This window comes from Pseudomonas sp. FP2254 (genome assembly GCF_030687695.1).
Lineage (GTDB): Bacteria > Pseudomonadota > Gammaproteobacteria > Pseudomonadales > Pseudomonadaceae > Aquipseudomonas > Aquipseudomonas quebecensis.
This window is the reverse complement of sequence record NZ_CP117444.1, coordinates 1,586,782-1,604,584: the sequence shown is the minus strand read 5'-3', so window position 1 is coordinate 1,604,584 and position 17,803 is coordinate 1,586,782. Positions and strand designations below refer to the sequence as shown.

General features: G+C 62.0%; 18 protein-coding genes and 2 pseudogenes. 8 read left to right on the top strand and 12 right to left on the bottom strand.

Going from position 1 to position 17,803, the window contains the following annotated elements; translation table 11 throughout:
- The first annotated feature begins 13 nt into the window (after positions 1-13).
- The 3 genes from PSH94_RS07365 to PSH94_RS07355 all read left to right on the top strand — a co-directional run bounded on the left by PSH94_RS07365 (position 14) and on the right by PSH94_RS07355 (position 1,504).
- Positions 14-346, top strand: coding sequence for a hypothetical protein (locus tag PSH94_RS07365; protein WP_305436972.1), 333 nt, complete (start codon positions 14-16; stop codon positions 344-346).
- A gap of 101 nt (positions 347-447) precedes the next feature.
- Positions 448-948 (top strand): methylated-DNA--[protein]-cysteine S-methyltransferase, encoded by a 501-nt coding sequence (locus PSH94_RS07360; protein ID WP_285428648.1) that lies wholly within the window; start codon positions 448-450, stop codon positions 946-948.
- 130 nt (positions 949-1,078) lie between these two features.
- Positions 1,079-1,504, top strand: coding sequence for a low affinity iron permease family protein (locus PSH94_RS07355; protein ID WP_181081128.1), 426 nt, complete (start codon positions 1,079-1,081; stop codon positions 1,502-1,504).
- Positions 1,505-1,559: 55 nt separating this feature from the next.
- Here PSH94_RS07355 and PSH94_RS07350 read toward each other — a convergent pair whose 3' ends face one another.
- From PSH94_RS07350 to PSH94_RS07335, 4 genes and pseudogenes are all read right to left on the bottom strand, one after another.
- On the bottom strand, positions 1,560-2,087 hold the full coding sequence (locus PSH94_RS07350; RefSeq protein ID WP_305436970.1) for a DUF4142 domain-containing protein: 528 nt from the start codon (positions 2,085-2,087) through the stop codon (positions 1,560-1,562).
- Positions 2,088-2,205: 118 nt separating this feature from the next.
- A complete protein-coding gene (locus tag PSH94_RS07345) occupies positions 2,206-2,847 on the bottom strand; it encodes a LysE family translocator (RefSeq protein ID WP_181081130.1) in 642 nt (213 codons plus the stop codon).
- Positions 2,848-2,896: 49 nt separating this feature from the next.
- Positions 2,897-3,307 carry a fosfomycin resistance glutathione transferase gene (gene fos, locus PSH94_RS07340; protein WP_305436968.1) on the bottom strand — a complete coding sequence of 137 codons (411 nt, stop codon included), beginning with the start codon at positions 3,305-3,307 and terminating at the stop codon, positions 2,897-2,899.
- Positions 3,308-3,396: 89 nt separating this feature from the next.
- Positions 3,397-3,621 (bottom strand): annotated as a pseudogene (locus PSH94_RS07335) (LysR family transcriptional regulator); the annotation flags it as partial.
- On the opposite strand from PSH94_RS07335, the pseudogene PSH94_RS07330 reads away from it, so the two are divergent.
- Positions 3,620-3,745, top strand: a pseudogene (locus PSH94_RS07330) (EamA-like transporter family protein); the annotation flags it as partial. The pseudogenes PSH94_RS07335 and PSH94_RS07330 overlap by 2 nt on opposite strands.
- 7 nt (positions 3,746-3,752) lie before the next feature.
- On the opposite strand, the gene PSH94_RS07325 reads toward PSH94_RS07330, so the two are convergent.
- From PSH94_RS07325 to yiaY, 6 genes are all read right to left on the bottom strand, one after another.
- The gene (locus PSH94_RS07325; RefSeq protein ID WP_305436967.1) at positions 3,753-5,081 is read right to left on the bottom strand and encodes an MFS transporter; all 1,329 of its coding nucleotides are present in this window, start codon (positions 5,079-5,081) and stop codon (positions 3,753-3,755) included.
- 60 nt (positions 5,082-5,141) lie between these two features.
- Positions 5,142-6,083, bottom strand: coding sequence for a hydroxymethylglutaryl-CoA lyase (locus tag PSH94_RS07320; protein WP_253511112.1), 942 nt, complete (start codon positions 6,081-6,083; stop codon positions 5,142-5,144).
- A complete protein-coding gene (locus tag PSH94_RS07315; protein WP_266248366.1) occupies positions 6,080-7,273 on the bottom strand; it encodes a CaiB/BaiF CoA-transferase family protein in 1,194 nt (397 codons plus the stop codon). Before PSH94_RS07315 ends, PSH94_RS07320 begins: the two co-directional genes overlap by 4 nt.
- A gap of 102 nt (positions 7,274-7,375) precedes the next feature.
- A complete protein-coding gene (locus PSH94_RS07310) occupies positions 7,376-8,329 on the bottom strand; it encodes a LysR family transcriptional regulator (protein WP_181081136.1) in 954 nt (317 codons plus the stop codon).
- Positions 8,329-9,003 carry an NAD(P)H-binding protein gene (locus PSH94_RS07305; RefSeq protein WP_305436966.1) on the bottom strand — a complete coding sequence of 225 codons (675 nt, stop codon included), beginning with the start codon at positions 9,001-9,003 and terminating at the stop codon, positions 8,329-8,331. The genes PSH94_RS07310 and PSH94_RS07305 overlap by 1 nt, the downstream gene beginning before the upstream one ends.
- A 111-nt stretch (positions 9,004-9,114) precedes the next feature.
- Positions 9,115-10,263, bottom strand: coding sequence for an L-threonine dehydrogenase (gene yiaY / locus PSH94_RS07300; RefSeq protein WP_181081138.1), 1,149 nt, complete (start codon positions 10,261-10,263; stop codon positions 9,115-9,117).
- 124 nt (positions 10,264-10,387) lie between these two features.
- Here yiaY and PSH94_RS07295 point away from each other — a divergent pair, with 124 nt between their 5' ends.
- The 4 genes from PSH94_RS07295 (at position 10,388) to PSH94_RS07280 (ending at position 15,790) form a co-directional block, all read left to right on the top strand.
- Positions 10,388-11,404 carry a DUF4917 family protein gene (locus PSH94_RS07295; protein WP_181081139.1) on the top strand — a complete coding sequence of 339 codons (1,017 nt, stop codon included), beginning with the start codon at positions 10,388-10,390 and terminating at the stop codon, positions 11,402-11,404.
- Positions 11,405-11,603: 199 nt separating this feature from the next.
- Positions 11,604-12,143: an RNA polymerase sigma factor gene (locus PSH94_RS07290; RefSeq protein WP_181081140.1), complete on the top strand. Its 540-nt coding sequence runs from the start codon at positions 11,604-11,606 to the stop codon at positions 12,141-12,143.
- On the top strand, positions 12,140-13,108 hold the full coding sequence (locus PSH94_RS07285) for a FecR domain-containing protein (RefSeq protein WP_305436964.1): 969 nt from the start codon (positions 12,140-12,142) through the stop codon (positions 13,106-13,108). Before PSH94_RS07290 ends, PSH94_RS07285 begins: the two co-directional genes overlap by 4 nt.
- Positions 13,109-13,234: 126 nt before the next feature.
- Entirely contained in the window at positions 13,235-15,790 is a 2,556-nt protein-coding gene (locus PSH94_RS07280) for a TonB-dependent receptor (RefSeq protein ID WP_305436963.1), read from the top strand.
- On the opposite strand, the gene PSH94_RS07275 is transcribed toward PSH94_RS07280, so the two are convergent.
- Both PSH94_RS07275 and PSH94_RS07270 read right to left on the bottom strand, forming a co-directional pair.
- Positions 15,774-17,009 carry an SAM-dependent methyltransferase gene (locus PSH94_RS07275; RefSeq protein WP_181081143.1) on the bottom strand — a complete coding sequence of 412 codons (1,236 nt, stop codon included), beginning with the start codon at positions 17,007-17,009 and terminating at the stop codon, positions 15,774-15,776. The two genes, PSH94_RS07280 and PSH94_RS07275, sit on opposite strands and share 17 nt — an antisense overlap.
- 157 nt (positions 17,010-17,166) lie before the next feature.
- The gene (locus tag PSH94_RS07270) at positions 17,167-17,784 is read right to left on the bottom strand and encodes a TPM domain-containing protein (RefSeq protein ID WP_305436962.1); all 618 of its coding nucleotides are present in this window, start codon (positions 17,782-17,784) and stop codon (positions 17,167-17,169) included.
- Positions 17,785-17,803: the final 19 nt, after the last annotated feature.

Here is a 17,803-nt window from a genome sequence, read left to right as displayed (position 1 = left end):
GCGGAATGACGCAATGCCTGGATACGCCCCAACCACTCCCCGCCACATCCGGCGTCAAGTCATCGGCTGGGTGTTGGTGTTGCCCTTGCTGGTGTCGTTTTTGCGGCTGCCATTCCCATTCGGGCTGTTGCTGGGGCTGGGCAGCATCGCTGCTTCGGCCTATGGCGTGTGGTTCGCCAGCCGCCATGCCAGCCGGCGCGTGACCCTGTTCGCGCTGATCGTCACCGTGTTCAATGCCTTTTCGATGTTCATGCTGGGGACTGCATCCTTGCTCAAGGTGCCGTATCTGATCGCCTGGTATTACTGGTACGAGTACCACGCCAGCTGGGTCTATGGGTACTTCTAAACGGCTGGGAATTGCACCGCAAGAAACGTAGTTTCCACTGAGACGGGCGGCACTAGAATGGGCCTGTCGCTTTTAACCCCACCCAGTCGAGGACACCGCTCATGCCCTGCCACTACAAGCTTATGCCCTCACCCGTTGGCGTGCTCACTCTGGTGGCGCGCGATGACAAACTCGCTGCCATCCTCTGGGAAACCGAGCGCGCCAACCGCGTCCGACTGGGGCAGTTGAATGAGGCCAATGACAGCCCGGTACTGCTGGAGACCGAACGTCAACTGACCGAGTACTTCGCCGGCAGGCGCAACAGGTTCGAGCTGGAACTGGACTTCACCGGCACCGTTTTCCAGAAGCTGGTGTGGCAGGCGCTGCTGACTATCCCCTTCGGCGAAACCCGTAGTTACAGTGAGATCGCCCAGCAGATCGGCAACCCGAAAGCCGTGCGTGCCGTGGGCGCGGCGAATGGGCGCAACCCGATCTCAATCATCGCGCCCTGCCATCGCGTCATCGGCGCGTCCGGCGGACTGACCGGGTTCGCCGGAGGGCTGCAAGCCAAACAGTATCTGCTGGCGCTGGAAGGCACTGGTCAGGCGGGGCTGCTTTTTTAATGGCTGGTTTTTTCGAAGGTATCGGCGGACTTGAACATTCATCTCGTCCGCCTGTGTATTTGTAAAAAGAAATTTCAAAGCTCAGCTGCGGTCAGTTTATTCATCACCCACTTCTTTGAGGAAAACGGTCATGAAATTCTCCGCTGTTTCACAAACCCTGTCCCGTTGGGCAGGCAGCCCCCGGACGTTCTACACAGCGGTGGCGCTGATTCTGGCGTGGAGCCTGAGCGGGCCTTATTTTCACTTCAACGACACTTGGCAACTGATCATCAACACCTCGACCACCATCATCACGTTCCTGATGGTGTTCCTGATCCAGAACACGCAGAACCGTGACAACGACATCCTGCATATCAAGATCGATGAGCTGCTGCGCGTGTCCAAGGACGCTCAGAACGCCGTCCTCAGCCTTGATGGCCTGGACCGCAAGGAGTTGGAAAAACTGCGTCAGGAATACCGCAGCATTGGCCAGGCCGGGACGGTCAACCTCAACAGCAGTTGCGGGCATGCCGCCGACGATGCGGCGCCGACGAAAACCGACTTGAACCAGGCCTGAAAAAAACGGCGGTTGGAGCTTATCCAACCGCCGTTTCGTTATTCAACCCACCGGTTCAACCGTCGCCTTGGTGGCCTTTGCCATAGGTCGATGCCAACGCACGCGCCTTTTGCAGACGTTCTTCCAAGCGCGGCAAGGTTTCATCCACCAGCGCTTTAATCTCCGGCACATCGGAAGCGGCGCCTTCTTTTTTGAACAGTGCGATGGCCTCTTCGTTTTCCTTGACCTGCTGCGCTGCGTAGGCCGCATCGAAGGAGTCGCCGTCCTTGAGTTCAGGCATCAGGGTTTCGGCTTTATCGACGATTTTTTCCCGCGGGGCCACCGGCAGGTCGAGCTTCTTGGCGATGGCCGCCAGATGCTGGTTGGCCAGGGTGCGCTCGTTGATCACCTCGATGGTGTAGTCCTTGATTTCCTGGGACGAGGTTTTGGAGTGGGCCATGCGGCTGGTCTCGATATCGGCCATGCCCTTGGCCGACGCCTGCTCGATGAACTCAGCGGGCGACTGGGCGAAAGCACTGCTGGTGCCGAGGCCCAGCAGCATCGCGAAACTGGCGGTGCGTAACCGGATAGCCATGCGGCTCATGATGGGTTCCTCCAGAGCAAAAATTAGGGCGGGGCACAGGCCTCGCCCTGAATTCGAATTTTCACAGGAGTAAAGGTTTAGAAAAAACTTACCAGTGCGACGAACGGTCATCGGCTCGTCAGGCCGCTTTGCTGCCAAACAAGCCGGGCAAGGCATGGGCCAGTGCGTTGATGGCGAAACCGATAAACATCAGGCCACAGAGACGGGTGATAAGAATTTCATGCCGTTGGTACAGGGTGCGCACCCGATGAGCGCCGACTACGCCGATCAGAATCCCATAAGCCAGCAACCCGCCGATAAAACTCAACACGATCAACCACGGCAGCATCGACCAGGTCAGCAGCTCGGCACGGCTGGACAACAACGCAGTAAAGGTGGCCACCGCCACCGGGTAGGCCTTGGGGTTGGTCAAGCCAAACAGAATGCCGTGCCAGAACGGATGCCGCGCCGCGCCTTCGGGAGCATCGCTGCTGCGACGCCGGGTGCGAATCGCGCGCCAGCCGAGCCAGAACAGATACGCACCGCTGAGCACGCCCAGCACATCGAACGCGCTGCTGCCCACCTCTCGCGCACCGACGATGGCAATCAACGCAGTGCTGCACCACACCACGTCCCCCAGCAAATGCCCGCACAAAAACCCCGCTCCGGCCCGCCGACCACGAGCGGCACCGATGCCGAACACGGCCAGTACACCGGGGCCAGGGGTAATCCCGTAGATAAAACCCGAAGCAAGCACAGCGAGCAGCAACGAAGGGGTCATGGCGCGACTCTGATAAGTGAGCGGTGCAAGGATTTTGCACGTTCCGGCGTTATGGGTAAAAGGTCATGCCGGTATAAGGCCGGGTGCGACAGGCTCGCAGGCGCGAAGCCAGATCGCCGACGTGGACTTCGAGCTTATGGCCGTCGGGGTCGAGAAAATAGAACGAGGCGCCCTCGCTGCGGTTATCGCGCCATTCCTGCACACCGGCGGTACGCAGACGTTCGACCAGCGCGGTGAACCCCTGCGGCTCAGCCGTGAACGCGTAATGCGTGTAGTCCGCAGCCGGCTCCGACCCGCATGAGCGGTCGAGGGACAGGCACAACCACAACCCCGGCAATGATAAATACGCACCATTATCCCACGTGGCGTCGAGCTGAAGCCCCAGCACATCATGGTAGAAATGGACGCTGCGCGGCACGTCGGTGACGGCCAGAGTCAGGTGGTTGAAACCAGAAAGCATGATATTTCCTCGGCGCAATAGCGTGAGCAAGATCCAACAGTGCGAGCGCAGATTATGAAGCGAGCGGACCTCAACCCACCACCGCTTGTAGGTGGCAGGGTGAGCAATTGCCGATGATCAACGTTCTGCACGCCACGGGCGGACATCGTCAGGATCAGGTCCGTGCTCAGGATCAACTGTGGCGCCACGCCCCAGTGCGGCACGCTGATCGCCACATATCGGCGCTGGCGGATCGCCCTCAGTGCCCGCTCGATTTCCGGGGTGCCGCTGCCGCGCATTTCCAGCAGCACGTGGGGGCGTGCCAGGTAAGTCGGCCTGTTCGGTCTTGCAGAGCGTCAGCTGACAACGCCCCGGGTGGTCGGGGCGTTGTTGCTGATGGGGGGCGTGGCGTTGATTCAGTTCGGCGGCGCGCCAGGCAAAGCGCTGGCGTCCGCATGAACCCGCGTCAGCGCTTGTCGGACGTGCGCATTTTGTGCGGCAGGCCCCACATCAACAGTGCGGCGGCGATCAAGGCGCACACGGCAATCACATACAACGCCGGCGTGGTGCTGCCGGTAATGTCCTTGATGCGCCCCACCATCACCGGGCTGACGATCCCGCCCAATTGCCCCAGCGTGTTGATCAGCGCTATCCCGCCTGCCGCCCCTGCTCCGGCGCCCGCCAACAGTTTGGGCGGCAAGGTCCAGAACGTCGGGATCGAAGCAATGATGCCGGCGCCCAAAAGGCCCAAGGCAATGATCAGAAACACCTGCTGGTCATCGAAGATACCCGCGCAGAAAAACCCTACAGCGCCCATGACCACCAACCCACTGACGAACTTACGCCGCTCACCGGTGGCGTCAGACCAGCGTCCTACCACGACCATGGTAATCGCGCCGCAGATATACGGGATGGCGGTCAACAGACCGATCACCACCGCGCTTTCGATGCCCGCGCTGCGGATCAATTGCGGCGCCCAGAAGTTCAGTCCGTAAGACGCTACCTGGATCAGGAAGTAGATCAATCCCAGCATCAGAAAACCGGGGATGCGCAGGGCTTGGAGCAGCGAACCTTTCTTGTGCACCTCGTGCACGGCAATGCGGCTGGCGAGCAGGGTTTTTTCCTCGGCGCTCAGCCACGGCGCGTCTTCGATGCGGTCCTTGAATTGCGTCAGCACCATCCACGCCAGCCCCACGCACGGCAGACCGCCAAGCAGGAATAACCAGTGCCAGCCGCGCATCTGCAGCACCCCGTCCATGTGTTCCAGCACCAGGCCGGAGAACGGCGCGCCCACCAGCCCGGAAAACGCCGAGGCGAGGAACAGCATCGAGGTGATGCGTCCACGGAAGTCCTGGGGAAACCACAACGTCAGGTAATACAGCACACCGGGGGCAAACCCGGCCTCCATGGCCCCGATCAGAAAGCGCAGGGCATAGAACTGCCATTCGGCCGTGACGAACACCATGGCCGCCGTGGCCAGGCCCCAGGACACCATGATCCGTGCGATCCAACGGCGGGCGCCGACCCTGTACAGCATCATGTTGCTCGGCACTTCAAAGATCACATAGCCGATCACGAACAATCCCGCGCCCAGGCCGTAGGCGGTGTTGCTCAGGCCCAGGTCGGCCTGCAGCTGGAACTTGGCGAAGCTTATGTTGATGCGGTCAAAAAAAGCGAACAGGTAGCAGACCATGATCAACGGCATCAGGCGCCAGGCAACCTTGCGGACCACCGCCTTGACCGGATCGACTTCACCGACCGGGCGCGCGCCGGTCTCTACTGTGTTGGTGCTCATTGTTTTTCTCCCAGCGGACCGCTCCAAGGCGTCCGATTGTTTTTGTTGTCTGGTATGGCGTTACAGCGCGGCGGTGTGCGCCGGTGGCGGATGCAGATCGCAATTACGCCCGGCCTTGGCCACCTGCCCTGGCAGTTCATGGCCCAGCAAGACCGGCAAGCGCCGGGACAGCTGCAACAGGTGCGGCAGGTCGATGCCGGTGTGAATCCCCACTTCGTCGCACAGGTTGACCAGGTCTTCGGTGCAGATATTGCCCGACGCCCCCGGTGCAAACGGGCAGCCACCCAGGCCGCCGAGGGCCGCATCGAACCGACGCGCGCCCACTTCGTAAGCCGCCAGCACGTTGCACAAACCCAAGCCACGGGTGTTATGAAAATGCAGGGTCAGGTCACTTGCGCAAACCCGCTGCAGCACGCGCTTGACCAGACGCTGCACCTGACGCGGGTTGGCCATGCCGGTCGTGTCGGCCAGGCTGATGCCTTCAATCCCCATGGCCTGATACGCCTCGACTATCTGCAGCACACGGTCTTCGTCGATGCGCCCTTCGAACGGGCAGCCAAACGCCGTAGAGACACTGGCGTTGAGGCGCACCGGATGCTCGGCGGCAAACCGCGCGATATCGGCGAAAGCCGCCAATGAGGCTTCGCAGCGCATGCGCATATTGGCCAGGTTGTGGGTCTGGCTGGCGGACATCACCAGGTTCAATTCATCGGCGCGGGCCTCGATCGCGCGCTGGGCGCCCTTAAGGTTGGGGATCAGCGCCACGTAGATCACCCCCGGCCGACGTTCGATGCCCCGGAACACCTGCTCGCCATCACGCAACGCCGGGATAGCTTTGGGCGACACGAACGAGCCGGCTTCGATGCGGGAAAAACCGGCCAGGGACAACTGGTCGATCAAGGCAATTTTGTCGGCGGTCTCGACCCAGGTCGGTTCGATCTGCAGGCCGTCGCGCGGCGAGACTTCCTGCACGATCAGCGGGTCGCCATAGTTATGGATCATTGCACCACCCCCGCGTTTTTCAGGCGTTGGATATCGGCGCCACTCAGGCCCAGGTTGCCGAGGATTTCGTCGGTATGCTGGCCCAGCGCAGGGCCCTGCCACTTCACGCCGCCGGGGGTTTGCGAGAGCTTGGGCACGATGCCCGGCATCTTCACCGACACACCGCCGGGCAACTGGGCATCGAGCAGCATGTCGCGCGCCTGGTAGTGCGGGTCATTGACGATATCCGCCACCGAATAGATGCGCCCGGCCGGGACTTCGGCAGCCTCCAGGACGCTGAGCACGCGGTCGATCGGTTGGCCGGCGGTCCAGTGCGTAATGGCCGCATCCAGCAAGGTACTCTGGGCGGCGCGGCCGTCGTTGTGGGCGAACTGCGGCGCATCGGCCAGATCGGCGCGGCCGATGGCGTGCATCAGCCGTTTGTAGATCGGGTCGCTGTTGCCGGCGATCACCACGTAGGCACCGTCGGCGGTCGGGTAGGTATTGGACGGCGCAATGCCGGGCAACGCCCCGCCGCTGCGCTCGCGCACATGGCCGAGCATGTCGTACTCCGGCACCAGGCTCTCCATCACGTTAAACACGCTTTCGGCCAGGGACACATCGACGACCTGCCCGTCGCCCTGGCCGGTCTTGACCCGCAGCAACGACATCAACGCACCGATCACGCCATGCAGCGATGCCAGGGAATCGCCCAGGCTCACTCCGACCCGCGCCGGGGGCGAATCGGGGTTGCCGGTGGTGTAGCGAATGCCGCCCATGGCCTCGCCGATCGCACCGAAACCCGGACGGTCCCGATAAGGGCCGGTCTGGCCGTAGCCGGAGATGCGTACCAGGGTGAGCCTGGGGTTCAAGGCATGCAGCACCTCCCAGCCCAGACCGAGCTTTTCCAGGCCGCCGGGGCGCAGGTTTTCAATAAGCACGTCGGCATCGCCGAGCAGTTGCTTGATCAGCCCCAGGCCTTCATGGGACTTGAGGTCCAGCGCCAGGGACTTTTTGTTGCGCGATTGCAGGTACCACCACAGCGACGTGCCTTCATGCAGCTTTCGCCACTTGCGAAGCGGGTCGCCCTGGCCCATGGATTCGATCTTGATCACATCGGCGCCAAACTCGGCCATCAGGCGTGCGGCGAACGGCGCTGCGATCAGCGTGCCGATCTCGATCACCTTGATTCCGCTCAGGGGAGCTGTCATCGGGTGCACCTCTTATTCTTGGAATAGTGACCAAGGCTAGAGGAGCACCGCGCGGGAAATCCAACCGTCAGTGGGCAAGGAGCGTTCGCTAAACGCGAACGCTCATGAATTTTTCCGTAGGACCAGGCTGTCAGGCCGCTCCAGGGAAGGCATTGAGAGGCTCAGGTAGTCGAACAATAAACGGCTGACCGGCGACAATTGTGCTTCATCCCGTACGACGAGAATCAGACTGCGGTCCGACCAGGCATCCGTCAGCGCCACGGCATGCAGGCCCAGGGGACGTCCGAACAGTTCATAGGCCTTGCGCGGCAAGATACCGATGCCCATCTTGGCCTGAACCATGCGGCACATCGCATCGAAGCCCGGCACATGAATGCGCAGGCGCAGCATCTGGCCCGCCTCGCGCGCGGCGGCATGGGTGCGCATGTTGATGGAGCTGGCGGCGTGCAGGCCGATGTGATCGCTGCCCAGGGTGTCGGCGAACGCCAGGCTCGGCCGGCCCGCCAGAGGATGGTCCGGCGGCATCAGCACCACCAGTTTGTCGTGGCGATAGGTCACGCTGGGCAGGCCCTTGGTGTCGGTGTCGCAGGAACAGATTCCCAGGTCCGCCACCCCGTCCAGCACGCCCTGCACTACGCCGTTGCTGGGGCGCTCTTCCAGATCGGTTTTGACTTCGGGGTGCAGCTCGGAAAAATCCCGCAGGTCTTCGGGCAGGAACTGAATGATCGCGGACAGATTGGCCAGCATCCGCACATAGCCGCGCACGCCATGGCTGTGCTCGCCCAGCTCAAGGCCCATTTTCTCGACGTTGAACAGCATCCTGCGCGCATGGTGCAGCAGGGTCTCACCGGCGGCAGTCAGCTCCATGCCTTTGGCCCGGCGCACAAACAGGCTCACACCAAGCACCTGTTCCAGTTCCATCAGGCGCTTGCTGGCAGCGGACACCGCAATGGCTTCACGGGTGGCGGCGCGGGTCAGCGTGCCTTCTTCGAACACCGCGACGAACAGTTGCAGGGTGATCAGGTCCAGGCGCCGTACCAGACTCTTGTGCAACATCACACACGCTCGCCGGCCAGACGCTGGATTTGGGCCTGTTCCACCACCGCCTGCGGCGCGCCATGGCGCACCGCCGCCAACATCGCGCGACCAACCGACTCGGTGCTCACCACCCATTCAGGCTTTACCCGACGGACCAGCGACAGCAGCGGCCCGAACACGCTGTAGAACGCTTGATACAGCGGCGTCTTGGAGCGCACACCGTGCAACGGTTGAATGACCCCGGGGCGGAACAGGTACACCGCCTTGAACGGCAAGCGCAGCAAAGCGTTCTCGGTCTTGCCCTTGACCCGCGCCCACATCGACTTGCCCGTCTCGGTACTGTCGGTGCCGGCGCCGGACACGTAGATAAACGTCATCTGCGGATTGAGCCGCGCCAGGGTGCTGGCAGCGACCAGGGTCAAGTCGTAAGTCAGATGGGTGTAGCGCGCTTCATTCATGCCCGCCGAAGAAACACCCAGGCAGAAGAAACACGCATCGAAGCCCTGCAACAGATTTTCCAACGCCTGGAAATCCAGCATATCGGCGTGCAACACCTGATGCAGCTTGCCATGCACCTGCGGCAGCGGGGTGCGGCCAACGGCGACGACTTCCTGCACATCCACCGCCAGCAGACACTCGCGCAACACGCCCTGGCCGACCATGCCAGTGGCGCCGAATAACAAGACTCTCATAAAAGGGACCTCAGCATTAAGCCGCAAGCGGTAAGCCGCAAGTTGATCGCAGTGGAAGTTCCACACTTTGGCAACCTGTAGCTTACCGCTTGCGGCCGATGCCCGCCCCTGTCAGAACGCGCTGCGAAAGATCTCCTCGATCTGACGCTGATCGGCCCGGCGTGGGTTGGTCAGCCCGCAGGCGTCCTTGAGTGCGTTGGTGGCCAGCAGGGGGATGTCCTGCAACTTGGCGCCCAGTTCACGCAGGCCGGCGGGGATTTCCACGTCGTGGGCCAGGCTGCGGATGGCGGCGATGGCGACCTGGGCGCCCTCTTCATCGCTGATGCCTTGGGTATCGGCGCCCAGGGCGCGGCCGACGTCGCTCAAGCGTTTGGCGCTGACGCTGGCGTTGAAGCTTTGTACATGAGGCAACAGGACTGCGTTGCACACGCCGTGGGGCAGGTCGTAGAAACCGCCCAACTGATGTGCCATGGCATGCACGAAGCCCAGGGACGCGTTGTTGAAGGCCATGCCGGCGAGGAACTGTGCGTAGGCCATGTTTTCCCGCGCGGCTTTATCGCTGCCGTCGCGCACGGCCAGGCGCAGGTTGGCGCTGATCAATTCGATGGCCTTGATCGCGCAGGCGTCGGTGATCGGCGTGGCGGCGGTGGACACGTAGGCTTCGATGGCGTGGGTCAGCGCGTCCATACCGGTGGCGGCGGTGAGGCCCTTGGGCATGCCGACCATCAGCGACGGATCGTTGACCGACAGCAGCGGCGTGACGTTGCGGTCGACGATGGCCATTTTTACGTGGCGGGTGTCGTCGGTGATGATGCAGAACCGGGTCATTTCGCTGGCGGTGCCGGCGGTGGTGTTAATGGCCACCAGCGGCAACTGCGGCTTGGTTGATTGATCGACCCCTTCGTAGTCGCTGATATGCCCGCCGTTAGTGGCGCACAGCGCGATGCCCTTGGCGCAGTCATGGGGCGAGCCGCCGCCCAGGGACACCACGAAGTCGCAGGCGCTGTGCTGCAACAGCGCCAGGCCTTTTTCGACGTTTTCCACATTGGGGTTGGGCTTGGCGCCGTCGTAGATCACCGAGTCGATGTCCTGCATCGCCAGTTTCTCGGCAATCATCGCGGCCACGCCGGCCTTGGCAAGCCCCGCGTCGGTGACGATCAGGGCCTTGCGAAAGCCGTAGTTGCGAATGGCGTTCATGGCTTCGTCGAGGCAATCGGTGCCCATGATGTTGACGGCTGGAATGAAGAAAGTGCTGCTCATGGCGAATCCTCGGATGACGTTATACGTACAGCATCAACCTCAGCCGCAGGGCGCACCTTGATCAGGATCAACGCCGGCTCGTGATAAAGTCACCGCCCAGCCGATTTCGAGTAGACCCGCCGCAATGAAGGATTTCCAGGATATTGACGCCCACCTTGAAGACTGGAGCGCGCTGCGCAGCACCCACGACTTCAGCGCGATACTGATCGGCAACGGCGCCAGCCGGGCGATCTGGGAAGACTTTGCCTACGACTCGCTGTTCGAAAACGCCCGCACCGTTGAAGAAAAACCCTTAAGCGCCTCCGAACTGAGTGTGTTTGATGCGTTGCAGACCCGCAGCTTCGAGCAAGCCCTGAGCGCATTGAAAACCACCAGCCGGGTCAACAAAGCGCTGGCGGTCAGCTCGGCCGCGCCGCGCAATCGCTACTACGCGATCAAGGAGGCGCTGATCAATACGATTCACGCCGTGCATATTCCCTGGCGCCTGGTGCAGCCGTCGACGCTGGCGACAATCAATGCGGAACTGGCCCGCTACCCCACGGTGTTCACCAGCAATTACGACCTGCTCAACTACTGGGCGATCCTGCACACCCCCGGCATCGATGACCTGTTCCGCGGCGCCGACGCCCGCTTCGACCTGCGCGACACCCGCAGCGAGGCCACGCGTATCCTGTACCTGCACGGCGGGCTGCACCTGGTGCGCAACCTGGACGGCACCGCACGCAAACTGCCGACCACCGACAGCACGCTGCTCAGCAGCTTCGCGATCAACAACACGCTCAAGACCCTGGACGATGTGCCGCTGTTCGTCAGCGAAGGCACGGTGCAGGAGAAGCTCAAGACCATCCGCGGTTCGGACTACCTGTCGTTCTGTTACGCGCAACTGCTCGCTCACCAGGGCGCGCTGTGCATCTTCGGCCATGAGCTGGGCACGCAGGACAGTCATTTGGTGGACGCGATTCGTCACGCCAGGCCGAGCCTGTTGGCGATCTCGGTTTCAGGGCGCAGTGATGGCTTCATTCGTCAGCAGAAGCGCCGGTATTCGCAGTTGTTCGACGGCACCGGAGTGGCGCTGAGGTTCTTTGCGGCACGCACCCATGCGCTGGGCAATCCGGCGTTGTCGGTCCCTGTGGAGCCATAGGTCACGACACCCATCGAAAGGCAGACACCACAGGCGGAGCGGCGGACACACGGGTTGTGGTCTCGGGTGTTATTTCCGCTGAACATGTGTCGAGACCTAACGATATAAGGAAAGCCAGCTTTACCTGGAGACAAATGACAATAATTCTCGATATCATCCGCGACGTTTTCACACCCCCTCTGCGTCAGGAAGGATATCCATGTCTCGTCCCAAGCCCGACCCGTTGTCGGCCGATGCTTTTCGCGGATTCTATGCGGACATTCTGCATTTTCTGCGCAAGCGCACGGATAACGTCAGCGACGCGGCGGACATGACCCAGGATGTGTTCGCCCAATGGCTGGGTTACCGCGACCGGGCCAACGTCGAGCAGCCTCGGGCGTTTCTGTTTCAGGTAGCGCGCAACCTGCTGCGTGACCATTGGCGCAAACAAAAGGTGCGCCAGACCGTGCAGTGCGAGCAGGTCGACAAGGACGCCGAAGCAGTCACCGAGGAGCAGAACGAACCCATGGCCGCCGCACTGCGCCTGCAGCGTCTGGAACAATTGAAAGAAGTCCTCGCCGAACTCTCGCCCCGCAGGCGAGAAGCCCTTATGCTGCACCGCTTCGAAGGCCTGAGCCAGGCGCAGATCGCCGCGCGCATGGGCATTTCGATCAGCATGGTGGAAAAACACATCGCCTTTGCCTTGCTGCATTGCAAGCGACGCCTTCAACACGAACCCGGCACGGAGCAGCCAGAATGAACCGCCTGAGCGACACCGACATTCTGGATATCGAAGCCAGCGATTCCATCGATGCCCAGGCCGCCAGTTGGTTTGCACGCAACCGTGAAGACACCGGCCGTGCCGACCGCAAGGCTTTCGCCGCCTGGCACGCCGTACCGGCCCATGCCCGCGCCTATGCCGAATTCGAGCAGTTGTGGGCCGATCTCGCGCAGTTGCAGCAACTGAACAAACCCGTGGCGCTGCCGCCGCGCAAGGCATCGGTATGGCGCCCGGCGCTGGCGGTAGCGGCGGCGGTCCTGTGCGCCTTGATGGCCACGCAACTCGGCGCGCCCCGCGAGCTGTATCACCTCCAGGTGTCGGCCCAGGCCAAGGGCGCGCGCACGCTCAGCCTGCCGGATGGCAGCACGCTCTACGGGAACGCCAACACTCGTCTGCGCGTGGATTTCAGCGCCCTGCAGCGCATCGTGCAGTTGGAGGAAGGCCAGTTGTATATCGACGTGGCGCCCGACAAGGAACGCCCGCTCTTCGTGCGCGCCGGTGAGGCCAGTGTGCGCGTGGTCGGCACCGGGTTTGATGTACGTCGTGGTCCCCGGCAACTGGTAGTCAGCGTCGCCCACGGCCAGGTCGCGTTCGCACCTACGCCCCAAGGCCCGACTCTCCAGCTCCATGCCCAACAGCGCGCCAGTTACACCTACGCCAAGGGCACGCTGGTCCAGCAGACCCTCTCCGACGAAGCGGTCGCCGATTGGCGCAGCGGGCATTTGGCCTTTCGCAATCGCGAACTGGCCAGCCTTGTGGATGAGTTGAGCCTGTACCGGCCTCAGGCACCGTTGCAGGTCAGTCAAGCCGTGGCGCAGTTGAAAGTATCGGGCAACCTGGATGTGAACGACCCCGACGCCCTGCTCAACGCCCTGCCTGCGTTACTGCCGGTGAAAACCGTAAGCGCGGCCGACGGTGCGATCAGGATCGAACCGAACCAATAATCCCAGGCCCCACACATGAGAATATTTTGCATTCGCATGTGTGGATTTTTTTTCCAGCCCCGTCTTCCTCCCGTCTGCGTTTGATACGCACACCTTTTCGGCCTTTCAGCCACCCTGGGGGATTTCATGTTTCGCGCGCCTTGCCTCGCTTCGCCGATGTTTCGACCGACCCTTGCCTTTACCTGCCTGGCCTTCAGCCTGGGCGCCCAGGCCGAGTCGTTCACGCTGCACCTGCCCGCCCAGCCTTTGGCCGCGTCCTTGAGCCAAGTGGCGCAGCAGACCAAAATCCAGCTGTTGTTCGACGAGGCCCAACTCAAGAACCTGCAGGCCCCGGCGCTCGACGGCGACTACAGCGCGGAAACGGCGATTCGCAACTTGCTGAACAACGGCGAGTTCATCCTGATCAAGGTCGGCAGCACTTACGTGGTCAAACCCGAAGCGGCCAGGACCACTTCCAGCAGCACGATCCAGCTGGAGGCCCTGAGCGTGATCGGCACCGGCAATGAAGTCGACTCCAGCACCGTCGGCCGCTCCACGCTGAGCCAGGCCGACATCGAGCGCTATCAAGCCAACAATATTCCCAGCCTGCTGCAGACCCTGCCCGGGGTCAGCCAGGGCGGCTCGCTCAAACCCGGCGGCCAGACCATTAACATTCGCGGTTTCGGCGATGCCGAAGACGTGCCGCTGACCGTTGACGGCGCCACCAAGAGCGGCTTCGAGCGCTACCAGCAGGGCACGGTGTTTATCGAACCGGAACTGATCAAGAGCATTGAGGTGGAGAAAGGCCCTAACTCGCCCTTCACCGGCAACGGTGGCTTTGGCGGCACGGTCAATATGACCACCAAGGACGCCCCCGACCTGCTGCAAGAGGGCCGCAACAGCGGCGCGATGCTCAAATATGGCTACTCCAGCAACGACCATGAGCAGGTCTACAGCAGTGCCGTGTTCGGTCGCACCGACGACGGTCGTTTCGATGCCCTGGCCTACCTGACCAAGCGCGACGGTGACGACATGAAAGTCGCCGCCAAGTTGCCCAACGAGAACAACCAGTACCCGATCAACCCTCAGCGCCTGCCCAACTCCGCCCAGAACGTCGACGGCCAGTTGTTCAAGGTCAATGCGCACTTCACCGATGAGCACAGCGTCGGCCTGTCGTACTCGCGTTCCCACAGCGACCGCTGGACCCCGTTTTCAGCCGCCAGCTACCCCACGCCACCGACCCAGGCCAATATCGACCGCTACGGCTACGAAGGCGCGTTGAAGCGTTTCCTGGCCAACCGCGATACGGTCGACACCACTTGGTCCGGCAAGTACGAATACCAGCCGCTGGATAACCCGCTGGTGGACCTGACCGTCAAATATTCGCAATCCAACACCGAGCAGACCGACGAGCGCACCGACACGGCGTTTTTCCAACTGGCCAGTGGCGGCCGCCGGATGGACACCGCCTACACCGACAAAAACCTCGATATCCGCAACGTCAGCCTGTTCGACACCGGGCCGCTGCAGCACGCGGTCACCGTCGGCACGCAGATCCGCAGGCATACGCGGGAAACCGAGATGTGGATGCCCGGCGCCACCTACAACACGCCGCGCTACAACTACGGGCATTTCCAGCCGGGCTTCATGCCCCACGGCAAGGTCGATACCAACAGTGTCTTCATTCAGGATGCGGTCACCCTGGGCGACGTAACGGTCACTCCGTCGCTGCGCTACGACCACGTGCGCAACCGTGGCGAGGCCAACGATGCGCCGTACTACAGCAATCCCGATCCGGCGGTTGGCCATGATTACAGCGACCGCACCTACACCGGATGGTCGCCCCGTCTGGCGCTGTTCTGGACCGTCACCCCGCAGGTCGGGCTGTTTGCCAACTGGAGCCAGACCTGGCGCGCCCCGGTGATCGACGAACAATATGAAGTGCAGGGCGTGGGCAGTCGCACCGCCACCAGCGTCGACCTCGACCCGGAGCGCATCACGTCGATCACCGTGGGCAATATCACCAGCTTCGACAACCTGGTTGCTCAGGACGACAGCCTGCAAGTGCGTACGACGCTGTTCCACAACAAAGTCGAAGACGAAATCTTCAAGGCCACCGGCGTCGGCTGCCAGAACCAGGCAATCAATGGCGGCACGATTTCCACGGCCTGCCCGCCGGGGCCGATGGCCAACTACCGCAACATCGGCGGCGTGACCATCAAAGGCTTCGAGGTGGAATCGTTTTATAACTCCACCTACCTGTTCGGCTCGGTGTCGTATGCCTATACCACCGGCCAGCACGAAGGCGCGTACACCAACCCGTGGGGCCCGGATGTGTCGGCGCGGGACATTCCACCGACCAAGTGGGTGCTGGTGCTCGGCACTCATATTCCGGCCTGGGACGCCCAAGTGGGATGGATGGGCCAGTTCGTCGGCGCCACCGACCGCCTGCCCAGCGACAAATACTCCGGCGGCCCCGGCAGCAGCGTCGGCGACACCTTTTACGACCAATACAACAACAAGCGCTACAACACCCAGGGCCTGTTCGCCAAATGGAAGCCGCAGCAGGCTTACCTGAAGGGCACCGAGGTCAACTTCACCCTCGACAATATGTTCAACAACAACTATCGCCCGGCCCTGAGCGGCGACCGGGCCTACACCAAGGGCCGCGATGCGAAGATCAGCGTCACGCGTTTTTTCTGAGCAGGTGTACGGATAAATCCGCGCGCAGCAGGGTTTCCAGGCAGTGTTCAGTGATGTGGTAATACGCTTTCAGCGCCTGGATTTTCTCCAGCAACGACGCGTTATCCACCGGCTCGGCACGCTTGACGGCCAGGATCATTTTGTTCTTGTTGGTGTGTTCCAGTGAGATGAACTCGAACACTTTGGTCTCGTAGCCGCAGGCTTCCAGGAACAGCGCACGCAGGCTGTCGGTGACCATTTCCGCCTGCTGGCCCAAGTGCAGGCCGTATTGCAGCATCGGCTTGAGCAGCGCCGGGCTCTGGATCTGCAGGCGGATCTGTTTGTGGCAGCACGGCGAGCACATGATGATCGACGCACCGGAGCGGATGCCGGTATGGATCGCATAGTCGGTGGCGATGTCGCAGGCGTGCAGCGCGATCATCACATCCAGTTCGCTGGGCGCCACGCTGCGCACGTCGCCGCATTTGAATACCAGCCCAGGGTGATCCAGACGCGCGGCGGCGCTGTTGCACAGGGTCACCATGTCTTCACGCAGCTCGACGCCGGTCACTTCAGCTTCGGCATTGAGGGTATTGCGCAGGTAATCGTGGATGGCGAAGGTCAGGTAGCCCTTGCCCGAACCAAAATCGGCGACCCGCACCGGCTGGTCCAGTTTCAGCGGCGACGAGGTCAGCGCATGGCTGAACACCTCGATGAATTTGTTGATCTGTTTCCACTTGCGCGACATCGACGGGATCAGCGTCTGCTTGGCGTCGGTCACGCCCAGGTCGGCAAGGAACGGTCGGCTCAGGTCGAGAAAACGATGCTTTTCGCGGTTGTGCTCGGCCGACGGCGCCTCACGCAGTTGCTGCGGCTTGCTCTTGAACAGCGAGCTTTTGTTCTTCTTGCTGTATTCCAGCTGGGCTTCGTCGGTCAGCGCCAGCAAGTGCGCGTTCTTGAACGACGCCGGCAACAGCGCGGCAATCGCCGCGACGCCTTCGGCCACGGGCAGGTTCTTGGTGATGTCGCGGGTTTTGTAGCGGTACACGAAGGACAGGCACGCCTGCTCCTTGACGGTCACCGGCTTGATGATCAGCCGTTGCAGCTCGGCTTCGTCACCGACGTACTTGGCCAGCACCAGCTTGATAAAGGCACTGTGCGCAAGGCTTTCGCCGAGCAGTTCGATGAACTGGGCGTGATGATCCGGCGCAGGGCGGGCGGGTTGAGCGGTGACGGACATGAACAAAAACGCCTCGGGCAGGGAATGCCGGGCATTTTAGGGGGGATGAGGGTTCAGGGCACGGAGTTATTTGATCAACGGTACGGCGCTTGAACAGACCGGGGCTGAATGTGGGAGGGAGCAAGCCCTCCCACACGGTTTGATCGAGGTATTCGGGCTACTCAAGTACCACCAGGCGATTGGGCAGTTCATTGCGCGCCTGGGTCAGCGGCACATGCACCTTGAGCAACTCGCCACAGGCTTGGATGCAGGCAATGAAACCGGCCAGTGTCTGGCCCTGTTTCACCTGCTGGGTGAAGGCCTGGACAACGGCGTCCCAATTGCTGTCGTCCAGGCGTTTGGAGATGCCTTCATCCACCAGGATTTCCACATAGCGCTCGGCCTCGCTGACAAAAATCAGCACGCCGGTGCTGCCCACAGTGTGGTGCAGGTTCTGCTCCAGAAACTGCCGGCGCGCCAGGTTCGACGCGCGCCAATGCCGCACCGAACGCGGGATCAGGCGGGTCGTCACCTTGGGCAAGCGGAACACCAGGCACAACACAATGAACGTCGCCCACTGCGCCAGCAGCAAGGTGTACATGGTCAGGTAGCCGGACAGGTAATGCACCACCCCCGGCACCACCAGGGCGATCAGGCTGGCCCACAACAACGGGATGTACGCGTAGTCATCGGCACGGGCGGCCAGGACTGTCACCAGCTCGGCGTCGGTCTGCTGCTCGACCCGGGCGATCGCTTCGGCGACCTGGCGTTGTTCGTGTTCACTCAGTAGTGTCATGGTTATAGATGCTCTTTTA